Genomic DNA, 25,200 nt, shown 5'->3' with positions numbered 1-25,200 from the left:
TAAGACAATGAAGATTATCATACTCGGTGCAGGTCAGGTTGGCGGTACACTCGCAGAAAACCTGGTTGGAGAACAAAACGAAATCACATTGGTTGATTTAAACTCCGACAAGTTACGCGAGTTACAGGATAAGATGGATCTGCAGGTGGTAACCGGACATGGTAGCCATCCTGATGTGCTCGCCAAAGCAGGTGCGGAAGATGCCGATATGTTGATTGCCGTCACCAGTGATGATGCAACCAATATGCTTGCATGCCAAATCGCCTTCACTGTCTTCGATACCCCAACAAAAATTGCCCGAATCCGTTCTGAACAAATCCTCAAATATAAAGAAAAGCTATTTCATAACCAGGATATCCCGGTTGACCATATCATTGCGCCCGAACAGTTAGTAACGAAAGACATCGCTCGGTTAATCAACTATCCCGGTGCTTTGCAGGTCAGAGAGTTTGCTGGCGGCAAGATATCCTTAGTTGGTATCAAAGCCTATTATGGTGGTCTTTTAGTCGGTCATGCGTTATCTACGATTCGCGATCATATCCCTAATATTGATACCCGGGTTGCGGCAATCTACCGCAACGGCAGACCTATTCGCCCACTTGGCACCACGGTTATCGAAGCGGATGATGAAGTATTTTTCCTGGCCGCGACCAAGCACATTCGCGCCGTTATGAGTGAGTTACAGAAGCTCGAACCGGCTTATAAGCGCATCATGATAGCTGGCGGTGGACATATAGGCGCGGGATTAGCACGTATCCTGGAAAACAATCATCAGGTTAAAATCATTGAACGTAACCCCAAACGTGCTGAGCTGATCGCAAACGATCTCGATAAAACCTTAGTCTTTGTCGGGGATTCTTCGGACACGGAACTGCTGCTCGAAGAGCACATTGATCAAATGGATGTGTTTATCGCCGTAACCAATGACGATGAAGCCAACATTATGTCAGCTTTGCTGGCGAAAAAATTAGGTGCCCGTAAAACCATCGTATTGGTACAGCGAGGCGCTTATCACGATTTGATTCACGGTAGTGAACTGGATATCGCGGTTTCCCCTCAGCAAGCTACGATTTCTGCGTTATTAACCCATGTGCGTAAAGGCGATATCGTCAACGTTTATAGTTTACGTCGTGGCGCCGCAGAGGCGATTGAAGCGGTCGCTCATGGTGATGAGCAATCCTCAAAAGTTGTAGGCCGGGAAATTCAGGATATTAAACTACCACCGGGTACGACAATTGGCGCAATTGTGCGAGGTGAAGAAGTCTTAATCGCTCACTCAACCACCGTTATCCAATCGGACGATCACGTCATTTTGTTTTTGGTGGACAAAAAATACATTCATCAGGTAGAAAAACTTTTTGCCGTCAGTGCAATATTCTTTTAACGCAATTGTAGGTTTTTCGTTTTTACCAACAGGCTAGTTACGCCAGAAAGATGGTAGAAACAGCACCAGCAAAGTAAATATCTCCAGTCGACCGAATAACATGGCGATGATGAGTACCCATTTGGCGAAATCGTTAATACTGGAAAAATTAGCCGCCACTTCACCTAAACCTGGACCAAGGTTATTCAAGCAGGCCGCTACCGCGGTAAACGCTGTAAACTCATCGATACCGCTGGCAATCAGCAACAGCATACAAATGGTAAAGATTGCAGCATAAGCACTAAAAAATCCCCAGATTGCATCAACGACGCGGTCTGGCAGTGCCTTACGCCCTAACTTAATGTTGATAATCGCTTTAGGGTGGATCAGTCGACTTAATTCACGAATTCCCTGTAAATATAAAAGAATCACCCGTACCACTTTCATCCCCCCACCAGTACTGCCGGCACAACCACCGATAAAACTGGCAAAAATCAGCATCAGCGGCAAAATCGTGGGCCATTCAGAAAAATTGGTGGTGGCAAAACCCGCGGTTGTGCTGATCGAAACCGCCTGGAACAAAGCATCATCAAATGCACTTTCATAGCTTTCGCTAAACCCTGATGCGATGAGGACGACAAAACAGATGAGCGTTAAAATGACTTGAATTGATATAAACGTTTTAAACTCAGGGTCAAAAATATAGGTACGTAGGCTTTTACTTTGGAACGCTGCGAAATGTAAGGCGAAATTAATGCCGGCAACAATCAAGAAGAATACGCAAACCAGATTAATCATCGGATTATTGAAATAACCGATACTGGCGTCGTGGGTTGAAAAGCCGCCGATTGCAATGGTTGAGAACGAGTGTGCGATGGCATCAAAAGGCCCCATACCTGCCAACCAATAGGCTAACGCGCATAATATGGTAAGGCTGAGATAGATGTACCACAAATGTTTCGCCGTATCGGCTATCCTGGGCGTCATTTTTGAGTCTTTAACCGGACCAGGCGTTTCAGCACGATACAATTGCATACCACCAACACCTAGCATTGGCAGTACCGCCACGGCCAGGACGATGATCCCCATCCCCCCTAACCATTGCAGTTGCTGGCGGTAAAACAGTACCGCATGAGGCAGGCCATCAATATGGGTAATGATAGTCGCACCGGTTGTGGTTAACCCTGAGAATGCTTCGAAGAATGAATCGGTGATACTTAAAGAGGGGTTGTCTAACAACATTAACGGGACAGCAGAGAAGCTAGCCAGTACCGTCCAGAATAAAACCACAATCAAAAAACCTTCACGGGCTCTAAGCTCGCCTTTTTCATTACGATTTGGGTACCAGAAACAAAAGCCGGTGACCAGACAAAGAACAAATGCCAGAAGAAAGGCAACACCACCGCCATCTCGGTAAATTAGAGAAACCAATGCAGGAGGCAGCATAGTAACGCTTAGAATGGTTACCAGCAGGCCGAGAATTCGAATGATATTTAAATACTGCATGGCTTAATTGTTTTTCTTATACGGCAATCACTTAGCAAGCTTGTAAAGTGATTGTATGCCTAACCTTAAGAAATGGAAAGGAGGAGAAGGAGAATTGTGCTTTTATTCTCCCGGAAATTGAATTTGACCACTGGTTAACTGAATCACTTCATCTTTAAACGGCTGTAACTTATCCATCGGTAAAGAGACTACAAGATCTATCTGCTCAGAAAATTCCTGACTCACAACAAGGCCAGAATGCAATTTAAGGCAATGCTCTATGTCATTAAGTTGCGGGTAGCTGCACGTTAGCGTCAGTTCGGTACTAGGAACAATCCATTGGGTGCTTAGATGTTGGAGTGCTTCACGAACGCTCGCACCATATGCTCTTTGCAATCCACCCGTCCCCAATTTTGTACCACCAAAATAGCGAGTCACAACCGCACAGACTTCTCCAATTTCAGCGCCCTGAAGTACGGCAAGCATAGGACGACCTGCGGTGCCACTCGGTTCACCATCATCACTAAAACCATAGCTTTGGCTATTATCAGGTCGATCATAGACAAAAGCGACACAGTGGTGTGAAGCATCGGGGTATTTCGCCCGTACCGATGCGATAAACGATTTACACTGCTCACTACTTTGGCAGCGGGCAACAGCACAAATGAACTGACTTTTAAGCACGTCAATGCTGTGTTCAATAGATCCAGAGGGTACCAGATAGGGATTTTGGATTCTTTGAGTCAATGTATGACGCTCTTGTATAGAATTAGCATACGATAATAAGAGGGTAAAAAGACATCAGTCATTGCAGATAAACAAAAACTAACCGCATGTTGATGCAAAGTAACCGTCTGCACCAACAAGCATGTCACACCGGGATTAACACATTTTAGGCAAGACCAAGATCCCGGGTCATATTCTCAATACCATGGTCATAAACAATAATATTGTCTTCAATCCGGATGCCACCGAACGGCTTAAGCTCCTCGATTAGGGCCCAGTTAATGGCCGAATTGACGTCGCTTGATGCGAGCTGCGTTAAGAATTCATCAATAAAGTAAAGACCAGGCTCAATAGTAAACACTTGCTTACTTTCTATACCCCGTGTTGTACGTAAAAATGGATGTTGCTTAGGAGCAGCAACCGTCGCCCCAGATTCGTCACTCATAAAACCGCCCATATCATGGACCTGCAATCCCAGATGATGGCCTAAACCATGGGGATAAAAGTAACGCGTAACGCCCTGTTCAAAAACCTGCTCTGCCGGTAAACGAACAAAATCAAACTCTACCAATAGGTTTGCTAGCTGGCGATGGTTTTCAATGTGTAAATCAACATAACTGCGACCGGGAATCAAACCCGCAACCAATCGTTTTTGCATGTCATCCATCGCGCTGATCAGATCGGCAAATTTATTTTGTGCAAATGCATAGGTTCTGGTGATATCTGCGGCATAACCGTGATAACTTGCACCAGCGTCAATTAAAAATGAATGATGCTGCTTTGGTTTTTGCTTTTCCAATACCGTGTAATGCAAAATAGCCGCATTTTCATTTAGGGCGATGATATTGCCATAAGGCACATCGTTTTCACCATGACCTGTGGCTTTAAGATACGCTAATTGAATATCAAATTCCGAGCCCTGTTGATAAAAGCATGCTTTTGCGGCGTTATGTCCTGCAACAGCAAGTTTGTTTGCTTCGCGCATGCACGATAATTCGTAGTCCGTTTTATAAGCTCGATGATAATGTAAGTAGTCTAATACCGACTTTGTATTAACTTGCTTAAAGCCATATTCCTTCGCTAAATCTTCATGGGCACCGATATAAACGGACCCACTTAACTCAGCGGGTAAAATGGATTTGACCTCTTCCGGCTTACTGATCACTTTAATATCAAAACTCGCATTCCAAAAATCATCCACAAGCGGCGTCACTTTATGCCAAAAATCGGTTGGTTGATAAAATACCAGCACTGGCTTGTCTTCACCGTTAACGATTAACCAACAGTTAGGGGTTTCGGTGATCGGTAACCAATGCTTAAAGTGTGGATTACATTTAAAAGGATAATTCATGTCATCCAAAAATATCCGGCCAGGGTGGCCAGAGTGAATGACTAATGATGAGGCGCCCTGACGGTTAAGAATCGTTGCAGCTCGTTGTTGCAATGCTTCGATGTGTCTGGGGTATAAACTAGCAAATGACATACGGTTGTTATCCTTTATCTTCTGGGCATCCTAATGAAATGCGCAGCCGATGTTAACATAGCTTGCCGGCGCTGTTAATTATGCGCTTACTCTATGGTCTGAAGTATTAATTGTAGAAAAGGATTACTGGCTTTTTCCTGGCGGTGACGATAAATTTCGGTATAGGCCAGCACACTTTTAACATAATCCCGGGTTTCTCTATACGGAATAGACTCAACCCAGACATCAGCCGGTAATGCTTCATTATCTTCGACCCAACGCACCACTTTTTCCGGTCCGGCATTGTATGCTGCGGTTGCCAACAGTAAATTTTGGTCAAACCGTTGCATCAGGTAATTAAGGTAATTAAAGCCAATATCAACATTGGTATCGACATCCATCAGTTGCCAACGGTTAAAACTGATATCAGGGCTGCGCAAAAAATTCGCGGTCATAGGACGTACTTGCATCAAACCAAAGGCACCGGCATGGGAAGCGGCATCACTCATAAACAAACTTTCTTTGCGGGCAATCGCATAAGCCCAGGATTCATCGACCTCGTATTGTTGAGCGGCTTGTTCGAACACGTTAGCAAACGGCATTGGAAAACGAATTTCAATGTCATTTAAACTGCCCAGTTGCGACAGAGAGTAGATGCTGCGGTCATACCAGCCCTGCTCATACGCAATACGGGCTGCGATCAATTTTTCCTGCTCATCCAAATCCCGCATCCAGTAATACCATTCCCTTCTGGCAAGAATATAATGATCAAGGTGGAACAGCTCTAACGCTCTGAGTCCAGGCTCATCATTCATTAATCGTGTTTTTTCGTTTTCATTGACCACTAAAGGTTGATGATTGATTTGGCTGGTATTCCCCAATCGGACTGCTGCGAGGAAGCCATAATAGCTGCGCTTTTTCGCCAGCTCGCGATAAATAATGCGCGCTTCACCGGTCCGATCCAGCTCCTGTAAACTGCGTGCTCGCCAGTACTGCCATTGATTTTTCGTTTGAATATCGGCCCTTAACAGTTCAATTTCATCAATAATGCCCTGATAGTTCTTACTACGCAGTAAAAACGCGATTCGCCATTGCAACGCTCCATCATGAATATACTTCCGGTCAAGGTTTGCATACCAAAGCCCCGCCTCCTGATGTTCAGAACGGGCAAGCGCAGTTACCAGTGGATTCAAGACTTTTTTACGCTGCGCTTCATTTAATCGCTGCTGCTCGTCGGCATGATTGAATAGTTCCAGGGCTTTAACTTCATCGTCCCAAACAAGACGTTTCAATGCATAGGCAATAACATCCCCTTCCTGAGTATTTCGCTGAGTTAAATCCTGCAGATCACTAATGCTTTCGGGATCACGCTTTACCTGTTGAAATTTTCCTACAAGGTACGCTTGTTCAGCACTTAGCTGACGTTGCAAATATGCCGATAGTTTTGGCTGAGAAGCGTTTTCTGCGAGTAGGATACGTTGCCAGAGCAATTCATCGGTGCGATAGCCTTCTGCCTTCCATACGTTAAATAAGGGATCACAGGCTTTGGGCTGAGACCGCCCTGTTAACCAAAGCTTTTCAACATTCGGTAGCACCTTATCTTTGCTCACCCCCTGTTGCAGTTGAAAGCGATAAAACTGGCAGGTTAGCGTGGCGTCACTGGTAGGGCGAAAGTACTCAATAAACTTCTCTCCCTGCTGGCGCTTTGCCAGGTAAGATAGCCATGAACGACGAAGCGTCCAGTCTAACGGTGTGTTATCGAATTCATTTAAAAACGAAGCTACCTGGTGTTCATTTTTTAACGAAAAATTTTTACGTATCTGATTTCGGATAAAGTAGGGTTTTAATGGATAACCGTCTAATGTTTTCAGCGCTTTTTGATAGGCTTTAGAGTCCAGCTTAAAGGTGTTTTTACTAAGGGACTGATAGGCTTTTCGTTGCTTTTGCAGTTCCGACTGTGACACACCAACCGATGCATCAACGTCAGCACAAAAACCGACAATTGATATGACAACCAACGTCAGGGACATTGACGAGATTAAGGATAAATAGCTAACAACAGATTTCATACAACAGACACACAATAACAGCTCATAATTTGGGTCAAAGAAACATCACAAGGTTAGTTCAAATCTCATTAACAAGGTAGAGAAATTTGTAACATCCGGGCATGTTTATCAATTAAATATCGTTTCTCTGGTGCATTCCCATGGATAACGATTAAAATACGCTAATTACTCTATTTCTCTACAATGCTTATATGACAGATAATCAATCAATTAATGGCCTCACAGCCCATCACACACTCGATGCTATCGGACTTCGCTGTCCAGAGCCGGTCATGATGGTACGCTTGAATATCCGAAAAATCCAAGCGGGAGAAACCTTATTAGTTATCGCAGATGACCCGTCTACCACCCGCGATATTCCCAGCTTTTGTGAATTTATGGAACATGAATTAGTTGCAAAAGAAGTCACCGATGCGCCCTATCGTTACCTAATAAAGAAAAGCGCCTAAACCTGTAGACCACGTTAATAACCTTAGGTTCGATGGCGCCCTAAATAATAGCAATAATCCTATCGGCACTCGTTATTGGCAGTCATGGTTGCGTTACGACCAATCATAAAAAAAGCACCCGAAGGTGCTTTTTTTATTTAATCGATTGATAGCGATTACTGTAACAGCGAAATATCCGCAACATTAAAGAAGCTGGCTCGAATCTGACTTAACAAGGTCAGACGATTAACCTTAATCGACTCATCGTCAGCCATTACCATCACATTATCGAAGAACGCGTCTACAGGCTCTCTAAGACCAGATAAAAGCGTCAACGCCTGTTGATAGTCTTTGCGCGCAAATATCGGTACTAATTGACTATTTAGAGCATCAAACGCCTTGGCTAATTCACGCTCCTGATCTTCCTGAGCAAGCTCTGCATTAAACGCCGGATATAAGTCCCCATCGAACTTCGCTAGGATGTTACCAACACGCTTATTGGCTGCTGCCAACGCAGCGGCTTCAGGTAACTCTTTAAAATGACTTACCGCTTTGATACGTTGTTCAAAATCCAGTGGTGCTGTCGGTTGCTTAGCTAACACCGCCTGAATCACATCGACACTGATCCCCTGCTCCTGATAGTAAGCCCGGAAGCGTCCCATCACGAAATCAATAACATCATTCGCTGTGTTGTCATTGGTCAGCTTGTCGCCGTATGCTGAAATACTGTCGGCGATTAGCGCGTTAATATCCAGTGGCAGTTGCTTCTCAATAATGATACGGATTAAACCAATTGCTGCACGACGCAAAGCAAAAGGATCTTTATCCCCTTTTGGTGGTTGATTGATGCCAAAAATACCAACTAATGAATCGACTTTATCGGCAATCGCAACACAGCATCCGGTAATGCCTTCAGGTAAGGTATCACCTGAAAATTTCGGGCGATACTGATCTTCCAGCGCTTGCGCAACCGCTTCAACTTCACCGTCATGGCGCGCATAGTATTTCCCCATCGTGCCCTGGACTTCAGGAAACTCTAGAACCATTTCCGTCATCAAATCTGTTTTACTGAGTAAACCGGCTCGGTATGCCTCATCACCGTTCGCCTGAACTTTATCGGCAACCAAACGACTTAACTGTGCGATACGTTCAGACTTATCTTTTAAGGTGCCAAGTTGTTTCTGGAATAGTACCGAAGCTAAACTTTCAAGGCGTGACGCTAACGACTGCTTTTTATCGGTTTTAAAGAAGAACTCCGCATCGGCCAGACGCGGACGAATAACTTTCTCATTACCTTTTACAATCTCTTGAGGTTGTTTCGACTCGATATTGGTGACGAAAATAAATTTATTCACCAGGTTGCCATCGTTATCCTGAACGGGGAAATACTTTTGATGATCTTTCATCGAGTAAATAAGAGGTTCGGCTGGTACTTGCAAAAACTCTTTATCAAAGGTACCAACGAGAACAGTGGGCCATTCATTAATCGAAGTCACTTCATCAAGTAAGTCATCATCCAGTAAGGCTTGTGCACCCAAGTCCTGAGCGGCGGCAAGAATCTGCTCAGAGATTTTACGACGACGTTGCTCAAAATCAGCAATAACATGAGCGGACTCTAGCGCTGAAACATAATTATCCGCACTGTCGAGAGTAACCAGACCACGGTGGTGGAAGCGATGACCTAGCAGCTGATTAGACGATGCTACACCAAGAACTTCACCGGCAATAACCTCACAGCCATACATCATAGTAATGGTATGTACCGGACGAATAAACTGAATACGGCTGCTGCCCCAACGCATAGGTTTAGGAATAGGTAATTTACTGACAGCTTGATTAACCATCGCAGGAATCAATGCCTCAACGGTTTGTCCAGACTGGCTGGCGACATGCAAAAGCCACTCACCTTTGTCGGTTGTTAAACGTTCAGCCTGCTCGACGGTTATGCCATTGGACCGAGCCCAACCTTGAGCCGCTTTGGTTGGATTGCCATCGGCATCGAATGCGACATTAACAGCAGGTCCACGCTTCTCTACGGTTTTATCCGCTTGTTTTGCGATCAACCCTTTAACCTGAATAGCAAGGCGTCGAGGTGAAGCAAACCATTTCGCTGAGTCATAAGCCAATTCGGCACTGTCTAGTTGTGCCGTCATTTGCTGATGAAACGCCGTTGCTAATTTCTTTAGTGATTTTGGTGGTAATTCTTCGGTTCCCAATTCAATCAGGAGAGTATTAGTAGTCATATTATTTCTCCTTAACAACGTCTTCTGACGTATTTTTGCATAGCGGGAATCCGAGCTCTTCTCTTGCGGCGTAATAGGCTTCGGCACAGGCCTTTGCCAGTGTACGGACCCGCAGGATATAGCGCTGACGTTCGGTCACAGAAATCGCGTGACGGGCATCTAACAGATTAAAGGCGTGACTCGCCTTCATTACCTGTTCATACGCCGGTAATGGTAATCCTAATTCAATAAGCTTTGCGCTTTCGCGTTCACAGACGTCAAATTGATTAAACAATGCATCAACATCCGCGTGTTCAAAGTTATAAGCCGATTGCTCCACTTCATTTTGATGAAACACATCGCGATAATACACTTTACCCAAAGGTCCATCCGTCCATACAAGGTCATAAATGCTATCAACGTTTTGGATATACATTGCCAAACGTTCTAGACCATAGGTGATTTCGCCAGTTACGGGAGCGCATTCCAGACCACCAACCTGCTGGAAGTATGTAAATTGGGTAATTTCCATGCCATTTAGCCAAACTTCCCAGCCAAGGCCCCACGCTCCTAACGTTGGAGATTCCCAGTTATCTTCGACAAAGCGGATATCGTGGACCAGTAAATCCAGACCAAGTTCTTCTAAGGAATTGAGATACAGTTCCTGAATATTTTTAGGTGACGGCTTCAAAACTACCTGGAATTGATAATAATGTTGTAGTCGGTTTGGGTTTTCCCCATAACGACCATCAGTAGGTCGACGACAGGGTTGGACATATGCACTACTCATCGGCTCGGGGCCAATCGAGCGTAAGAATGTCATAGGATGAAATGTACCTGCCCCTACTTCCAAATCCAATGGTTGAACAATAACGCAACCTTGTTTAGACCAATATTCCTGAAGTTTCAGAATTAGGCCCTGGAATGTTTTGATATCAAATGTGCTCATGTATCCAGAAAACCCCAACTATTTAAAATAGTACGTGTAGTAATAGAAAATGGCGCTAATTATAACGGTAAGCCTGTCAATAGCCTAGTGAAAAATCGGTGAAATACCCAGCGCTAATCAAGTCTTAGACCAATCCACATTAGTAATACCAATCACATTAAGTTTGTGCAACGGATCACTCAACAAATATTCTAACGAGGATATTTCATAATTTAGTTTATCGAATACTATTAACATAACGCACAGATAATTGAATGACTCGTTTCATCGAGAAATCAATTCAGTAATATTATGACGAATAAGAAAGGTGTTGGTATAGCAAACAGCATTAGAAATAAAAAAGCCCGGTTTTAACCGGGCTTTTTTAGGGATATCAAGAACAGGGGTTAAACATCCAGGTTCTCTACATTCAAGGCATTATCTTCGATGAAGTTACGACGAGGTTCTACATGGTCACCCATCAAGGTCGTGAACAATAAATCAGCTCCGATAGCATCTTCAATCGTTACCTGTAACATACGGCGAGTTTCTGGGTCCATCGTGGTTTCCCAAAGCTGCTCAGGGTTCATTTCTCCCAAACCTTTGTAGCGTTGGATATATTGCCCACGCTCAGCTTCTTTCATTAACCAGGCTCTGGCTTCAACAAAAGAATCGACAGGTTTTACTTTCTCACCACGTTTAACGTAAGCGCCCTCTTCCATTAACCCATTAATGGCTCTGTTAAGCTCCATTATGGCTTTAAATTCTGAAGAATGGATTAGGTCATAGCTAAGCTTATAAACGCTGTCGATACCATGCATACGAACGGTGATGGATGGGTAATAGATATTGCGTTCGTTATCTTTCAGTACTTCTGCACTGTATAACGTGCCTTTATCGCCTTTTTCTTCAATCAATTTGATTAAAGCATCCGTCCAGGCTTCAACGTTTGAGCGCTCCGCAAAGTCTGTTTGATCGACTGCAGGTGCATAAACCAGTTGTTGCAAAATGCTTTCAGGAATTTGGCGAGATACCCGAGTAATGATACCCATCGTATCGCGATACTGATTAAATAACTGCTCAAGAGCTATACCAGCAAGACCCGGGGCATTATCATTAACATGGATAGAAGAGTTTTCTAACGCTAATGTCGTGAAGTACGCTTCTTTTTGCTCGTCATCTTTAAGGTAACGCTCTTGCTTACCTTTTTTCACTTTATAAAGTGGCGGTTGAGCAATGTAAATATAACCACGTTCAATCACTTCAGGCATTTGACGGTAAAAGAAGGTCAACAGCAACGTTCGGATGTGCGAGCCATCGACATCAGCATCGGTCATGATAACGATTGAATGATAACGCATCTTATCTGGATCGTATTCGTCACGTCCAATACCACAACCTAATGCGGTAATTAGCGTACCAACTTCCTGAGAGGAAATCATTTTATCGAAACGAGCTTTTTCAACGTTGAGGATTTTACCTTTTAACGGCAAAATAGCCTGATTTTTACGGTTACGTCCCTGCTTTGCAGAACCACCAGCAGAATCACCCTCCACTATATATAGTTCAGATAAGGCGGGGTCTTTTTCCTGACAATCAGCAAGCTTACCTGGTAAACCAGCAATATCTAGCGCACCTTTACGACGTGTCATTTCACGGGCTTTACGGGCGGCTTCACGGGCACGGGCTGCATCAATAATTTTCATAATGATGGTTTTCGCCGTACCAGGATGCTCAAGCAGGTATTCCCCTAACTTCTCACCCATCGCTTGCTCTACCGCGGTTTTCACTTCGGAAGAAACCAGCTTATCTTTGGTTTGTGAAGAAAACTTGGGATCAGGAACTTTTACCGAGATAACCGCGGTTAAACCTTCACGGGCATCATCACCGCTGGCACTGGTTTCACCACCACCTTTAGCTTTTTTGTTCAGACCTTCTTTGGTCATATAGCTATTCAAGGTACGGGTAAGAGCCGTTCTGAAACCACTTAAGTGGGTACCACCATCACGCTGTGGAATGTTATTGGTAAAACAGAAAATATTTTCCTGGAAACCATCATTCCATTGCATGGCAACTTCAACAACAATGCCATCTTCACGTGCCAGATCAAAATAGAAAACTTCTTCGTTAACCGGTGTTTTATTGGTATTCAAATAATCAACAAACGCCTGGATACCACCTTCGTAATGAAAGTGATCTTGCTTACCGTCGCGCTCATCGATTAAGCGAATCGAAACACCAGAGTTAAGGAACGATAATTCACGAATACGCTTTGCCAGAATATCGTAGTGAAATAATGTATTGGTAAAGGTTTCTTCACTTGGCCAGAAACGAACCTGAGTACCGGTATTTTCGGTTTCGCCAATAACTTTTAAAGGCGCATCTGGAACACCCATAGAATATGACTGTTCATGCACCTGACCCGCTCGACGGATAGTAAGTTCAAGTTTTGAACTCAAGGCATTTACAACAGAAATACCAACACCGTGAAGACCACCAGATACTTTATAACCAGAGTCTTCACCACCGAACTTACCACCGGCATGCAGGACTGTCATAATCACTTCTGCAGCAGATACACCCTCTTCTGGGTGAATATCGGTAGGGATACCACGACCATCATCTTTAACGGATACTGAGTTATCACCGTGAATGGTTACAATAATATCATTACAATGTCCGGCTAATGCCTCATCGATAGAGTTATCTAAAACCTCAAATACCATATGGTGTAAACCGGTACCATCGTCGGTATCACCGATATACATCCCTGGTCTTTTACGTACTGCATCAAGGCCTTTTAAGACCTTGATACTGGACGAATCATAACTATTTTCTGTCATTCTAATTGCCTATGTTATTGCCAGAACTCACGTTCGGGAATTTCGTAGTGTTCGAATTTAAATTACCCAATAAAACGGTGTTTAAACTTCGTTTATTATGCCATGTTTCACGTGAAACATTTTATATTTATTGTGAGCAGGAATAATGGGTTCCAACGCACTTTTTTCAATAGCCGTGATAAACACTTGGCATTGTAATTCTTCTATAGCCTCGGCTAAACGCTGCCTCGACCCTGTATCTAACTCAGCACCAATATCATCAATTAATATAATTGGACGAACCTGCTGCTGATTGAATATGAGTGTTGCCTGAGCAACGGTTAATGCCATTAAGAACATTTTTTGTTGACCACGGGACAACACCTGTTCAATTGACATTTTTTGATAGTGAAACTTCACATCAAATTTCTGAGCGCCGTAGGTGCTGTAACCGTATTGACGTTCTTTATCTTCCACATCAATCAACAAGTCTGCTAACTGATACTTTTCACTCCACCCCCTGCTGTAATACAGGCCAATGCGCTCAGACAGTTCCGGTAGCAATATCGCTAACCAACGTTGCAACTCTTCGTTAAGTTGCAGAACATAATCGTGTCTTAAGGTTGCCAGAGCTTCGGATTGCTGGACAAATAACTCCGTCCAGTAATCATATTGTTGACCTCTAACCCCTGTTCTTAAACAGGCATTACGTTGCAACAGTACCCTTCTAAATTCTCGCCACAAATCCGCAAACTGATGTTCCACGTGAAACATACCAAGATCAATGAAGCGACGGCGCTCTTTGGGACCACCAAAAAACAATTTAAAGGTTTCAGGCGTAATGATCTGCACTGCAACGTGCTTTGCTAATTCCGACAACCTGTGTTCCGGAGCACCGTTTACTTTTATCGTGCATTTGCCATCACGATATCGACTTACGCCTAGTTGTGAATCCCGGTCATCTTTTATCGATACCGTAAATTTCTCGGTATCTCTATTTATTAAGTTTTCTAATTTGGTCGTGCGGAAAGATTTCCCATGACCAAGAAAAAAAATACTTTCCAATAAACTGCTTTTGCCGCTGCCATTATCTCCAAGGATAAAATTCAGGGCCGGTTCAAACTCAGTGTTGTGAATATTTATATTGCGAAAATTCTCGACATAAAGTTTTTGAATACTCATTACAGGCGCATAGGCATGATCACATAAAGTGCTTCACCAGATTCCTGTCCTTCAATAACAACACTTGAATTTGCATCAGACAAAGTAAATTTAATACCTTCTTCTTTTACTGAGTTCAAAACGTCCAGGATATAACTCACGTTAAATCCAATCTCTAATGGCTCGTAAGGAAAATCGATTTCCAGATATTCTTCTGCTTGTTCTTGCTCGGGGTTATTTGCGGTAATTTTTAATTCATTACTGCCAAAATTAAGACGTACGCCTTTAAACTTTTCATTTGAAAGAATCGATGCGCGAGACAACACTTGTTTTAATTCATCACGTTGCGCTAACAGCACTTTGTCACCATTTCTCGGTAACACGCGTCGATAATCGGGAAAACGACCATCAACTAACTTTGAGGTGAACGAAAATTCTGTATCAACAATACGGATATGGTTAGAGCCTAAGAGTATCGTTACCGGTTCATCGATAGGATCCAATAATCGGATAATTTCCAGGATCCCTTTACGCGGAACAATAACCTGACGGGCTGGAAGCTCTAAGTTTTCATCAACTATTTTACAAATCGCTAGGCGATGACCATCCGTTGCCACTGAACGGATTTCATTGCCTTCCGTCTCGATCGACATGCCATTGAGATAATAACGAACATCCTGATTGGCCATTGAAAAATGTGTACTTTCAATCAACCTTAACAGTTTTGATTTATTGACGTTAAATTCAATGTCGCCCTGCCATTGTTCAATATTCGGAAAATCGTTTGCAGGTAAAGTCGCAAGAGAATATTTGCTGCGACCACAATGAATGATGATATTTTCGCCGTCGAGCTCAAACGTAAGCAAAGATTGATCAGGCAGACTTTTACAAATATCGAGTAGTTTGCGCGCCGGAATGGTAACTTTGCCATCGCCCCCTTGGTTATCAACCTGAGTCTTTGCAACCATTTCCAGTTCCAAATCAGTAGCAACCAAGGTAAGTGACTGCCCACTTACCTCTAAAAGTATATTACTTAAAATGGGCAAGGTGCTTTTTCGCTCTACGGCCCCAGAGACCAGCAACAATGGTTTAAGCAATAAATCTCGATTTAATGAAAACTTCATTCTGATCTCCCTGCTACGACGATAGCGTTCTTATTAAATTTGAGTAGTCTTCTTTTATATCATGACTTTCTTCTCGAAGGGCTTTTACTTTTCGACAGGCGTGTAACACCGTCGTATGATCCCTTCCGCCAAATGCATCACCAATTTCTGGTAAGCTATGACTGGTCAATTCTTTTGCCAACGCCATGGCGATTTGCCTGGGTCTGGCCACAGAGCGGTTGCGACGCTTGGATAATATATCCGCCACTTTAATTTTATAATACTCGGCAACCGTCCGTTGAATATTGTCTATGGTAACCAGTTTATCCTGTAATGCCAGTAAATCTCGCAACGCTTCGCGGACAAAGTCTATGGTTATGGGTCGACCGGTGAAATTTGCATTGGCAATAACCCGGTTCAATGCACCTTCAAGCTCTCGAACATTAGAGCGCAGACGCTTAGCAATAAAAAATGCCACTTCATCTGCCAGGTTGATCTGGCTTTCCTCGGCTTTACGTTTGAGAATGGCGACCCGCGTTTCCAGTTCAGGGGGTTCAATGGCTAACGTCAAACCCCAACCAAACCGGGATTTAAGTCTGTCTTCGACACCGTTGATTTCCTTTGGATAGCGGTCACTGGTCAGAATTATTTGTTGATTGCCTTCTAACAAGGCATTAAATGTGTGAAAAAACTCTTCCTGAGTACGCTCTTTATTGGCAAAAAACTGAATATCATCGATAAGTAAGGCATCAACACTGCGGTAATATTGTTTAAACTTTTCAATTTCATTATTTTGCAGGGCTTTTACCATATCCTGAACAAATCGCTCAGAATGCATATACGCGATTTTGGCATTTGGCTTGTTTCTCAAAATACCATTACCAACAGCATGCAATAAATGGGTTTTGCCTAAACCGGTGCCACCGTAGATAAACAATGGATTGTATGCCTGCCCCGGATTATCAGCCACTTGAGATGCCGCAGCACGGGCCAACTGGTTCGACTTACCTTCAACAAAGTTATCAAACGTGTATTTATCACGCACATTCGTTGATTTTTGGATATTTGGAACGGCGTTACCTTGATTGCTATTTGGCATTGCTGCCGGTGCAGAATGCCTATTGGTATCAATCGATGCCGCTGGCGCCGCAGATACAGGTTTGCTACCGACATCAAAGCGCACTTGTGGCGGATTAGGGTTTTGTAAAGCCACCAATTGGGTAATTCGGCCCAGGTATTTTTCTCTCACCCAATCCAACACAAAGCGATTAGGTGCATACAAGGTCATTACGTTACCTGCAACTTCACATTGCAAAGGTCGAATCCACATACTAAATTGTTGGGCTGGTAATTCTTCTTCGAGAATCGACAAACAGCTTTGCCAGAGGGAATCTTCCACTCAATACTCCTGGAAATAAGGGGGCTACTATCCGATGTATAACTGGGTAATGAACAGAGAAGGTAGCAAGATTATCCTGTGAATGTTTTTTATTATCGAGCCATTATCACCCCAGTTATCCACAAGTGCAATACGAGGTTTGGGATAATTTTTAAAAAAATCGATCTTTTTTACTAAGTAAGCATTTTTAAAGGCTTTTAATAACGATAAGCAATCAGAACATGCCGGATTTTGACGATATAATTACTTGATTTCGCCGACATATTCAGACAAACCAATAAAAACCCCAAAATTTTGTTATAAAACTGTGGATATAAAGAAACTTTATTTATATTCCTGTTGCAATCGGATCCTAACGAGGAAAATGTGCTTTTAACGGATCGCGATCCAAAACTAAGGGGATTATTGACATCTTTTTTACACTCTGGATGTTATTTTCAAACATCTAGGATCCCTTTACTATACTAATTACGACCCACAACCCGAGTCTGCGATATAAAAGGATCTTGTTAAGGATCCTTTAAAAACTCTTTTTACGAATATCGTTGACTTTATCGCCTAATCTATTTAGAATTCGGCCTCATTTTTTAACACAGTGCTCGAAAACGTTTGTTTTCGCATAGCAAACAAACATAACGGGATAGCGTCATGAAAAGAACATTTCAACCTAGCGTATTAAAGCGTAAACGTAACCACGGTTTCCGTGCTCGCATGGCTACTAAAAACGGTCGTGCTGTTATTGCACGTCGTCGTGCTAAAGGTCGTGCTAAGCTTAGCGCCTAATCCTTCTTTATAAGGATTATTACCCACATGGGTACCTACAGTTTTAATCGGGAGTCACGTCTGTTGACTCCTGATCATTTCCAAAAAGTTTTTAATCACCCCTCTCGATATGGCTCAAGCCATTTCACCATATTAATAACGACCAACAAAGACGCCAATAATCGTTTAGGCATGGCTATTGCTAAAAAACGAGTAAAGCATGCCGTACAAAGAAATCGAATAAAACGCCTGGTTCGTGAAAGTTTTCGCTTAAATCAGCACAAACTTCCTGCCGTTGATTTGGTTGTTATGGTAAAGTCAGGGATTGATCAACTCGAAAATGAAGAGATTGTTCAACAATTGGAAAAAATATGGCGAAAAATCATTCAGCGGCACAAGCGATAGTTATTGCCCCGATAAAGGCCTACCAGCGTTGGTTAAGTCCATTGCTTGGCAACAATTGTCGATTCAATCCAACCTGTTCCAGTTATGCTATCACGGCAATTAATCGCTTTGGTGTCATAAAAGGGAGTTGGTTAGCGATTAAACGTATATTAAAATGCCATCCTCTGCACGCGGGTGGTGAAGATCCCGTTCCTAAATCTAAACAAGAGAATTAACAAATTATGGAATCACAACGCGGTTTGCTATTCATAGCATTACTGGTAGTTAGTTTCTTACTGTTTCAACAGTGGCAAGTCGATAATGCGCCACAACAACCAGTAGAAACTGAGGCTGCGACCTCGTCTCCAACTCAGTCTGGCGACGATGATTTTATTCCGCAGGCCAGTGAGCAAGCCCCTGCAACTCAAGACACTTCAGGTAAAGGTGGCACTATCACTGTTGCTTCTGATGTTTTGGAATTAACCATCGACACCCGTGGTGGTGATATCGTTGCCGCTAAGTTATTACAGTTTGAAACCGAGCAAGGCAGTGGTCAGGCAATGCCAATACTGACGTCTGATGGTTTTATCTATGTTGCTCAGTCCGGATTAATCGGCGCTCAAGGCGATGCAACCAATAAAGGTCGCGCAGTCTATGTTGCAGACAAAACAGAATATCAGATTTCCGGTGACCAATTAGTTGTCGATCTGACGTACGCTAACAATGACATTAACTATATTAAGCGCTTTACCTTAACGCGCGGCAAATATGATGTTGCGGTTGAATACATTGTTAATAACAACAGTGCTGCGGCTGCAAGTGTGCAGCTGTACGGTCAGCTAAAACAAGACACCTATATCGACGATGAAGGCTCTATGTTTATGCCTACCTATCGTGGTGCCGCGTATTCGACTAGCGACAGTCGCTATGAAAAGCTCCCATTTGACGATATTGAAGATGCTAACCTAAATACCAAAACCAAAGCTGGTTGGGTCGGCATGTTGCAGCATTATTTTGTCAGTGCCTGGGTGCCTAACCAAAATACAACGAATGATTTATACACCAATTATCTTGGCGCTAAAGGCCAAGCCGTTATTGGTTTCAAACAGCCAACCGTTGCTATCGCTCCTGGCGGTACAGAAACACTAAGTGCCACATTTTATGTCGGCCCTAAAGATCAGGATTCATTAGCCAAGATTGCTAACGGCCTTGATTTAACCGTCGATTACGGCATCCTATTTTTCATCAGTCAGCCTCTGTTCTGGTTATTGATTAAAATCCAGGGATTAGTGGTTAACTGGGGTCTGGCGATTATCTGTATCACCATCGTGGTGAAAACCATTATGTATCCGTTGACCAAAACCCAATACACGTCAATGGCAAAAATGCGCAAGATCCAGCCGAAAATGACCGCTTTGAAAGAACGTTATGGCGATGATCGTCAGAAAATGTCACAAGCGATGATGGAGCTGTATAAGAAAGAGAAGGTTAATCCTGCAGGTGGTTGTTTACCATTACTCGTACAGATGCCAATATTTCTGGCGTTATACTGGGTATTTATTGAAAGCGTTGAATTACGCCATGCACCATTTGCCCTATGGATAAATGACTTATCGTCAATGGACCCGTATTTCGTCATGCCATTATTAATGGGTGCATCGATGTTCCTGATGCAGAAGTTGCAACCGAATATGGCAACCGATCCAATGCAGCAAAAAATGATGCAATGGATGCCGGTATTCTTCACCTTCTTCTTCCTGTGGTTCCCATCTGGCCTGGTACTATACTGGTTAGTATCAAACGTAATCACCATTATTCAAATGCTGATTATCTTCCGCTCAATTGAAAAAGCGGAAGAAAAAGCCAATGCGAAACCCGCTAAAAAATAGCGAAGTCGATTGTTTTTAATTAAAAGGCCTGCATATGCAGGTCTTTTTTTGGGCATTTTTGATTTAATCGTCAGACGTTGTAACGCTGTTTTAGTTTACAGTTAAGGTTCAACACCATTATATATGACCAAATGCAATATCGGATAATAAAATATCCGGTTATCCTCTTCTCCCCTATCCCCTCCTTTGTTAACTCGTTTATAATTCAGTCCATATCTAAATGAATTTTACGTATTTATGTCCGACAACAGCTCAACGAAAACCTTAAGTAATATCGAAACCATTGCCGCTCAAGCCACACCACCTGGTCGCGGCGGGGTTGGTATTATTCGAGTATCCGGCCCTTTGGCAAGTCATGCTGCCGAACAATTGCTGGGTAAAGTGCCGAAGACCCGTTATGCGGAGTATCTTTCGTTTTTCGATAAAAATCAGGACGTAATTGACCAGGGTATCGCGTTATTTTTTAAAGGGCCTAACTCATTTACCGGTGAGGATGTACTTGAATTACAAGGGCATGGCGGCCCGGTTATTCTGGATATGCTGCTAAAGCACATTATTAGTCTGGATAATATTCGCATGGCCAAACCTGGGGAGTTTTCCGAACAGGCATTTATTAATGACAAACTGGATCTAACCCAGGCCGAAGCCATCGCCGATTTAATCAATTCAAGTTCAGAACAGGCAGCCCGAGCAGCCCTGCATTCACTACAAGGGGATTTTTCAAAACTGGTACATCAGCTCGTCGATGATGTCATACATCTGCGCATGTACGTCGAGGCAGCCATTGATTTTCCGGAAGAAGAGATCGACTTTCTCAAGGATGACAACGTAAGTTCATCCTTGAGGGCATTGATTGAACAGGTAGCAGATGTATTAGCGAAAGCCCAGCAAGGTTCGATTATCCGCGAAGGCATGCGGGTCGTTATTGCCGGCAGACCCAATGCTGGTAAATCCAGCCTGCTTAATGCCTTGAGTGGCCGAGAATCGGCGATCGTCACTGACATTGAAGGTACGACCCGGGATGTGCTAACGGAACAGATTCATATTGATGGCATGCCATTACATATTATCGATACCGCAGGTCTTAGGGAAAGCCCGGATAAAGTCGAGCAAATTGGTATTGAACGGGCGTGGAAGGAAATCAAACAAGCGGATCGCGTTTTGTTAATGATTGACTCACAACAGGATGAAACTATCGATCCAACCCAGTTCTGGCCTGAGTTTTTCAAACAACTGCCGGACAATATGGGCTTAACCATTATCCGCAATAAAGCCGATATTAGCGGCCAGGTATGTGGCTACAAAGTCTCCCATGAAAAGCCAACCATAACCTTGTCAGCAAAGACTGGCGATGGCATCGATGCGTTAACCGAGCACCTTAAGCAATGCATGGGGTATGAAGGTAATGCCGAGGGAGGTTTTATGGCACGCCGACGCCATATTCAGGCCCTGGAAACGGCACAACAGCACTTGTTAACGGGACAGGAACAATTATTGTCATTTATGGCGGGCGAAATACTCGCGGAAGAACTGCGTATTACCCAACAGGCGCTAAATGAAATTACCGGCGAATTTACCAGTGACGATCTGCTAGGCCAAATATTCTCATCATTCTGTATTGGTAAGTGACGAGGCTCCCGCCGCGTCAGCTAGGCTGCAGAGTCATCCCGGCGTCGGCCGGGATCTCCTTCCCCGTGAGGAATCTGCGTCATCCCGTTGCAGAACGGGATCTCCCTTCCCGTGAGGAATCTGCGTCATCCCGTTGAAAAACGGGATCTCCCTTCCCATACTGAGCCTTCATTTATACCAAGCCAAAACCTAAACCTCAGATTCCGTGCAGTATCACGGAATGACACGTTTATAGAGTAACAAAGATCCCGCACTGCGTGAGGAATCTGCGTCATCCCGTTGAAGAACGGGATCTAATGAAAGAGTGGATCCGAGTCAACCCAGCGTTTGTATTACCACTCAATAATTCTTCTACCATGTCTTAAAAAGCCTAAAAATAAACCTTTTTACCCCAGGTAAAAACAGTTCCAGATATAGGTCTATCTGTATTTATCGCCCTCGTTTACGACCATTATTCAGCCAAGAATAAAGATCCCGCTTTTCTACATGCACACGTATAATGTCCGCAAAAAATGGGATTCATTCGACAAAAGAATCGCCATAATTGAAGATAAATTACTTACAGGAACTCTCCATGTCATCATTTCAAATCATCGTTGGCAGCATGTTAGGTGGGACAGAATACATTGCTGAAGCCGTAGAATCGGTTATAAAAGATGCAAATCATTCATGTGAATTGCACTTTCAACCGGAATTTTCACAAATTCCAAGAAAAGATCAGACCTGGATTATTTGCACCTCAACCCATGGCGCAGGCGATTTTCCAGAAAATATAGAGTCGTTCGTCGAGAACCTCTGTGCATATGATCAACCCTTGGACGATCTAAAGTTTTTTGTGATCGCTGTTGGTGATAGTAACTACGACACCTTTTGTTTGGCAGGAAAAAACATACAAAACAATATGTTATCTAAGGGGGCTAAAGAAATCATTGATATATTCTGTATCGATATGGACGAGGATATTGATCCCGAAGAGATCGCTGAGCAATGGATACGCGATCATTTGGATCAGTTATAAAGAACTTACCCACAGTTTACGATCTAAAAATTAGCTATTGTGAATAAAACTGTGATCAAACCGTTAATTTTCACTTATTATTCAGTGCACAATAAAATCAAAAAGATCTCCTGTGGATAAACAGGCCTTTTGATCAGAAGTAATACATGATCAGATCCAACCTTGATCACAGGATCTGATCTATCCCAACCACCTATAAATAAAGCGCTTTATTGAGTTATCAACAGAAAACGCGATCACTAATAAGAGATAATAATAAGATCTATATATAGATCTTTATATTTTATTAAGGATCCAGCGTTCGATCTTTTAACACTTTGATCGTTTCCCTAACCGCCAATAAACGGTAGAATACTCACCTTAGATTTAAGTCGTATTCCGTTTTCATTAATCGAGGTTTTTCTTTTATGTGGTATCAAGATTCCTTTGACGTTATCGTTGTTGGAGGTGGTCATGCTGGTACAGAAGCCTGCCTGGCGGCGGCTCGTATGGGTTGCAAAACATTATTGCTGACTCATAACATTGATACCTTAGGTGCCATGTCATGCAACCCAGCGATTGGTGGGATCGGTAAAGGACATTTGGTCAAAGAAATTGACGCTCTGGGTGGTTTGATGGCTGAAGCCATTGATCACGGTGGGATCCAGTTTCGTACATTGAATTCTTCAAAAGGTCCCGCAGTGCGCGCAACCCGTGCCCAGGCGGATCGTTTGCTTTACAAGGCCTATGTCCGTAACTACTTGGAAAATCAGGAAAACCTTACGATATTCCAGCAACCTTGCGATGACTTGATCCTTGAAAACGATCAAATCGTTGGTGTATCCACGCAAATGGGCTTGAAATTCAAAGGTAAAACCGTGGTATTAACGGTTGGTACCTTCCTAGCCGGACAAATCCATATTGGCTTAAATAATTATCAAGGCGGACGTGCAGGCGATCCTGCTTCGGTAAATCTGGCAAGCCGTTTAAGGGATATGCCATTTCGCATCGAACGCCTTAAAACGGGCACTCCGCCACGCTTAGATGCCCGGACTCTGGACTTTTCTGTGATGCAGGAACAACCTGGTGATACACCAGTTCCTACGTTCTCATTTATGGGCCAGACAGCCCATCATCCGCAGCAAATTCCTTGTTATATCACCCATACCAACGAGAAAACCCATAATGTGATCCGTGAAGGATTAGATCGATCGCCGATGTATACTGGCGTGATCGAAGGTGTTGGTCCGCGATATTGTCCTTCGATTGAAGATAAAATTATGCGATTTGCCGATAAAGAATCGCATCAGATTTTTGTCGAGCCTGAAGGCCTGACGACCCATGAGGTGTACCCTAACGGTATTTCCACCAGTTTACCTTTTGACGTGCAAATGGATTTAGTGCGTTCCATTAAAGGATTTGAAAATGCCCATATCATTCGTCCAGGCTATGCGATCGAATATGATTATTTTGATCCTCGCGATCTAAAACAAACGCTGGAAAGTAAATTTATCCAGAATTTGTTTTTTGCCGGACAAATCAACGGCACAACTGGCTATGAAGAAGCAGGCGCACAGGGGCTAGTGGCTGGTATGAACGCCGCATGTCGGGTGCAGGACAAAGAAGGCTGGACGCCAGGTCGCGAACAGGCGTATATGGGCGTATTGATCGATGATCTTTCTACCCTGGGCACCAAAGAACCCTACCGCATGTTTACTTCTCGTGCCGAATATCGTTTGCTGTTACGCGAAGACAATGCTGATATTCGTCTGACCGAAAAAGGCCGTGAACTTGGTCTGGTTGGCGATGCGCGCTGGCAGCGATTCTGTGAAAAAATGGAAAATATCGAACTTGAGCGTCAACGTTTGCGTGGCGTTTGGGTGCAAAAAGATAATCCTGCAGCTGAGCAGCTAAATCCATTGTTAAAAAACCCTATTTCAAGGGAAGCGAATCTTGAAGACTTACTTCGTCGCCCTGAAACCCGTTACGAAACACTGATGGACATCGAAGCTTTCGGACCTGGTCTAACTGACAAGCAAGCGGCGGAACAGGTTGAAATTCAGATTAAATATGCCGGTTACATCGAACGTCAGCTTGATGAAATCGATAAGAAAAAACGTCATGAAAACACCTTGATCCCAGCCGATTTTGATTTTTCACAAATCTCTGGTTTATCCAATGAGGTGGTTGCCAAGCTCAGCGACGCTCGCCCAGAGACCTTAGGTAAAGCGTCCCGGATTTCGGGGATCACTCCGGCGGCAATATCGTTATTGCTGGTTTACCTGAAAAAACACGGTCTGTTGAGAAAAACTGCTTAACCTTAACAACGAGACCGGCGATAATAGCCGGTCTTTGTTTATCAGCCCCTGCC

19 protein-coding genes are annotated in these 25,200 nt (G+C 43.5%); 9 read left to right on the top strand and 10 right to left on the bottom strand.

The annotated features are described in order from the left end of the window. Positions 1 to 7 precede the first annotated feature (7 nt). Positions 8 to 1,384, top strand: a complete 1,377-nt coding sequence (gene trkA, locus ACHUFQ_RS03670) for a Trk system potassium transporter TrkA (RefSeq protein ID WP_394173077.1) — start codon at positions 8 to 10, stop codon at positions 1,382 to 1,384. Positions 1,385 to 1,417: 33 nt separating this feature from the next. Here trkA and ACHUFQ_RS03665 read toward each other — a convergent pair whose 3' ends face one another. The 4 genes from ACHUFQ_RS03665 to ACHUFQ_RS03650 form a co-directional block, all read right to left on the bottom strand. Beyond that, positions 1,418 to 2,869 (bottom strand): TrkH family potassium uptake protein, encoded by a 1,452-nt coding sequence (locus ACHUFQ_RS03665; RefSeq protein ID WP_394173075.1) that lies wholly within the window; start codon positions 2,867 to 2,869, stop codon positions 1,418 to 1,420. Positions 2,870 to 2,971: 102 nt separating this feature from the next. After that, positions 2,972 to 3,595, bottom strand: coding sequence for a YigZ family protein (locus ACHUFQ_RS03660; protein WP_394173073.1), 624 nt, complete (start codon positions 3,593 to 3,595; stop codon positions 2,972 to 2,974). 145 nt (positions 3,596 to 3,740) lie between these two features. Beyond that, a complete protein-coding gene (gene pepQ, locus ACHUFQ_RS03655) occupies positions 3,741 to 5,057 on the bottom strand; it encodes a Xaa-Pro dipeptidase (RefSeq protein ID WP_394173072.1) in 1,317 nt (438 codons plus the stop codon). Between the two features lie 86 nt (positions 5,058 to 5,143). After that, positions 5,144 to 7,105 carry a transglycosylase SLT domain-containing protein gene (locus tag ACHUFQ_RS03650; protein ID WP_394173070.1) on the bottom strand — a complete coding sequence of 654 codons (1,962 nt, stop codon included), beginning with the start codon at positions 7,103 to 7,105 and terminating at the stop codon, positions 5,144 to 5,146. 191 nt (positions 7,106 to 7,296) lie between these two features. On the opposite strand from ACHUFQ_RS03650, the gene tusA reads away from it, so the two are divergent. Beyond that, positions 7,297 to 7,554: a sulfurtransferase TusA gene (gene tusA / locus ACHUFQ_RS03645; protein ID WP_394173068.1), complete on the top strand. Its 258-nt coding sequence runs from the start codon at positions 7,297 to 7,299 to the stop codon at positions 7,552 to 7,554. 155 nt (positions 7,555 to 7,709) lie between these two features. Here the strand turns inward: tusA and glyS are convergent, their stop codons facing one another. The 6 genes from glyS to dnaA all read right to left on the bottom strand — a co-directional run bounded on the left by glyS (position 7,710) and on the right by dnaA (position 17,168). Next, entirely contained in the window at positions 7,710 to 9,776 is a 2,067-nt protein-coding gene (gene glyS, locus ACHUFQ_RS03640) for a glycine--tRNA ligase subunit beta (protein WP_394173066.1), read from the bottom strand. A gap of 1 nt (position 9,777) precedes the next feature. Beyond that, a complete protein-coding gene (gene glyQ, locus ACHUFQ_RS03635; RefSeq protein WP_394173064.1) occupies positions 9,778 to 10,704 on the bottom strand; it encodes a glycine--tRNA ligase subunit alpha in 927 nt (308 codons plus the stop codon). 386 nt (positions 10,705 to 11,090) lie between these two features. Further along, positions 11,091 to 13,526 carry a DNA topoisomerase (ATP-hydrolyzing) subunit B gene (gyrB, locus tag ACHUFQ_RS03630; protein WP_394173062.1) on the bottom strand — a complete coding sequence of 812 codons (2,436 nt, stop codon included), beginning with the start codon at positions 13,524 to 13,526 and terminating at the stop codon, positions 11,091 to 11,093. An 81-nt stretch (positions 13,527 to 13,607) separates the two neighbouring features. After that, positions 13,608 to 14,687: a DNA replication/repair protein RecF gene (gene recF, locus ACHUFQ_RS03625; protein ID WP_394173060.1), complete on the bottom strand. Its 1,080-nt coding sequence runs from the start codon at positions 14,685 to 14,687 to the stop codon at positions 13,608 to 13,610. Then, complete coding sequence (gene dnaN, locus ACHUFQ_RS03620; protein ID WP_394173058.1) at positions 14,687 to 15,790, bottom strand: DNA polymerase III subunit beta; 1,104 nt, start codon at positions 15,788 to 15,790, stop codon at positions 14,687 to 14,689. The genes recF and dnaN overlap by 1 nt, the downstream gene beginning before the upstream one ends. A gap of 13 nt (positions 15,791 to 15,803) precedes the next feature. Next, entirely contained in the window at positions 15,804 to 17,168 is a 1,365-nt protein-coding gene (dnaA, locus tag ACHUFQ_RS03615; RefSeq protein ID WP_394173056.1) for a chromosomal replication initiator protein DnaA, read from the bottom strand. Between the two features lie 648 nt (positions 17,169 to 17,816). On the opposite strand from dnaA, the gene rpmH reads away from it, so the two are divergent. The 7 genes from rpmH to mnmG all read left to right on the top strand — a co-directional run bounded on the left by rpmH (position 17,817) and on the right by mnmG (position 25,147). Then, entirely contained in the window at positions 17,817 to 17,951 is a 135-nt protein-coding gene (rpmH, locus tag ACHUFQ_RS03610) for a 50S ribosomal protein L34 (RefSeq protein ID WP_068547039.1), read from the top strand. 27 nt (positions 17,952 to 17,978) lie between these two features. Continuing rightward, positions 17,979 to 18,335, top strand: a complete 357-nt coding sequence (gene rnpA / locus ACHUFQ_RS03605; protein ID WP_394173054.1) for a ribonuclease P protein component — start codon at positions 17,979 to 17,981, stop codon at positions 18,333 to 18,335. Further along, positions 18,302 to 18,550, top strand: coding sequence for a membrane protein insertion efficiency factor YidD (gene yidD / locus ACHUFQ_RS03600; RefSeq protein WP_394173052.1), 249 nt, complete (start codon positions 18,302 to 18,304; stop codon positions 18,548 to 18,550). Before rnpA ends, yidD begins: the two co-directional genes overlap by 34 nt. Positions 18,551 to 18,556: 6 nt before the next feature. Continuing rightward, positions 18,557 to 20,203 (top strand): membrane protein insertase YidC, encoded by a 1,647-nt coding sequence (gene yidC / locus ACHUFQ_RS03595; protein WP_394173050.1) that lies wholly within the window; start codon positions 18,557 to 18,559, stop codon positions 20,201 to 20,203. Positions 20,204 to 20,440: 237 nt separating this feature from the next. Beyond that, positions 20,441 to 21,832 (top strand): tRNA uridine-5-carboxymethylaminomethyl(34) synthesis GTPase MnmE, encoded by a 1,392-nt coding sequence (mnmE, locus tag ACHUFQ_RS03590; protein WP_394173048.1) that lies wholly within the window; start codon positions 20,441 to 20,443, stop codon positions 21,830 to 21,832. Between the two features lie 574 nt (positions 21,833 to 22,406). Next, positions 22,407 to 22,850, top strand: a complete 444-nt coding sequence (locus ACHUFQ_RS03585; protein ID WP_394173046.1) for a flavodoxin domain-containing protein — start codon at positions 22,407 to 22,409, stop codon at positions 22,848 to 22,850. Positions 22,851 to 23,257: 407 nt separating this feature from the next. Beyond that, positions 23,258 to 25,147 (top strand): tRNA uridine-5-carboxymethylaminomethyl(34) synthesis enzyme MnmG, encoded by a 1,890-nt coding sequence (mnmG, locus tag ACHUFQ_RS03580; protein WP_394173044.1) that lies wholly within the window; start codon positions 23,258 to 23,260, stop codon positions 25,145 to 25,147. Positions 25,148 to 25,200 lie beyond the last annotated feature (53 nt).

This window comes from Thalassotalea litorea (genome assembly GCF_043642205.1).
Classification (GTDB): Bacteria; Pseudomonadota; Gammaproteobacteria; order Enterobacterales; family Alteromonadaceae; genus Thalassotalea_A; species Thalassotalea_A litorea.
The sequence above is the reverse complement of the archived record's forward strand: the minus strand, read 5'-3'. Positions and strand labels throughout refer to the sequence as shown.

What these genes read in the sequence shown, in the direction of transcription:
- tusA (WP_394173068.1), top strand. Translation starts at nt 7,297, where the DNA reads ATGACAGATAATCAATCAATTAATGGCCTCACAGCCCATCACACACTC.
- rnpA (WP_394173054.1), top strand. Translation starts at nt 17,979, where the DNA reads ATGGGTACCTACAGTTTTAATCGGGAGTCACGTCTGTTGACTCCTGAT.
- recF (WP_394173060.1), bottom strand. Translation starts at nt 14,687, where the DNA reads ATGAGTATTCAAAAACTTTATGTCGAGAATTTTCGCAATATAAATATT.
- yidC (WP_394173050.1), top strand. Translation starts at nt 18,557, where the DNA reads ATGGAATCACAACGCGGTTTGCTATTCATAGCATTACTGGTAGTTAGT.
- mnmE (WP_394173048.1), top strand. Translation starts at nt 20,441, where the DNA reads ATGTCCGACAACAGCTCAACGAAAACCTTAAGTAATATCGAAACCATT.
- dnaN (WP_394173058.1), bottom strand. Translation starts at nt 15,790, where the DNA reads ATGAAGTTTTCATTAAATCGAGATTTATTGCTTAAACCATTGTTGCTG.
- rpmH (WP_068547039.1), top strand. Translation starts at nt 17,817, where the DNA reads ATGAAAAGAACATTTCAACCTAGCGTATTAAAGCGTAAACGTAACCAC.
- pepQ (WP_394173072.1), bottom strand. Translation starts at nt 5,057, where the DNA reads ATGTCATTTGCTAGTTTATACCCCAGACACATCGAAGCATTGCAACAA.
- gyrB (WP_394173062.1), bottom strand. Translation starts at nt 13,526, where the DNA reads ATGACAGAAAATAGTTATGATTCGTCCAGTATCAAGGTCTTAAAAGGC.
- glyQ (WP_394173064.1), bottom strand. Translation starts at nt 10,704, where the DNA reads ATGAGCACATTTGATATCAAAACATTCCAGGGCCTAATTCTGAAACTT.
- glyS (WP_394173066.1), bottom strand. Translation starts at nt 9,776, where the DNA reads ATGACTACTAATACTCTCCTGATTGAATTGGGAACCGAAGAATTACCA.
- trkA (WP_394173077.1), top strand. Translation starts at nt 8, where the DNA reads ATGAAGATTATCATACTCGGTGCAGGTCAGGTTGGCGGTACACTCGCA.
- ACHUFQ_RS03650 (WP_394173070.1), bottom strand. Translation starts at nt 7,105, where the DNA reads ATGAAATCTGTTGTTAGCTATTTATCCTTAATCTCGTCAATGTCCCTG.
- mnmG (WP_394173044.1), top strand. Translation starts at nt 23,258, where the DNA reads ATGTGGTATCAAGATTCCTTTGACGTTATCGTTGTTGGAGGTGGTCAT.
- ACHUFQ_RS03585 (WP_394173046.1), top strand. Translation starts at nt 22,407, where the DNA reads ATGTCATCATTTCAAATCATCGTTGGCAGCATGTTAGGTGGGACAGAA.
- ACHUFQ_RS03665 (WP_394173075.1), bottom strand. Translation starts at nt 2,869, where the DNA reads ATGCAGTATTTAAATATCATTCGAATTCTCGGCCTGCTGGTAACCATT.
- yidD (WP_394173052.1), top strand. Translation starts at nt 18,302, where the DNA reads ATGGCGAAAAATCATTCAGCGGCACAAGCGATAGTTATTGCCCCGATA.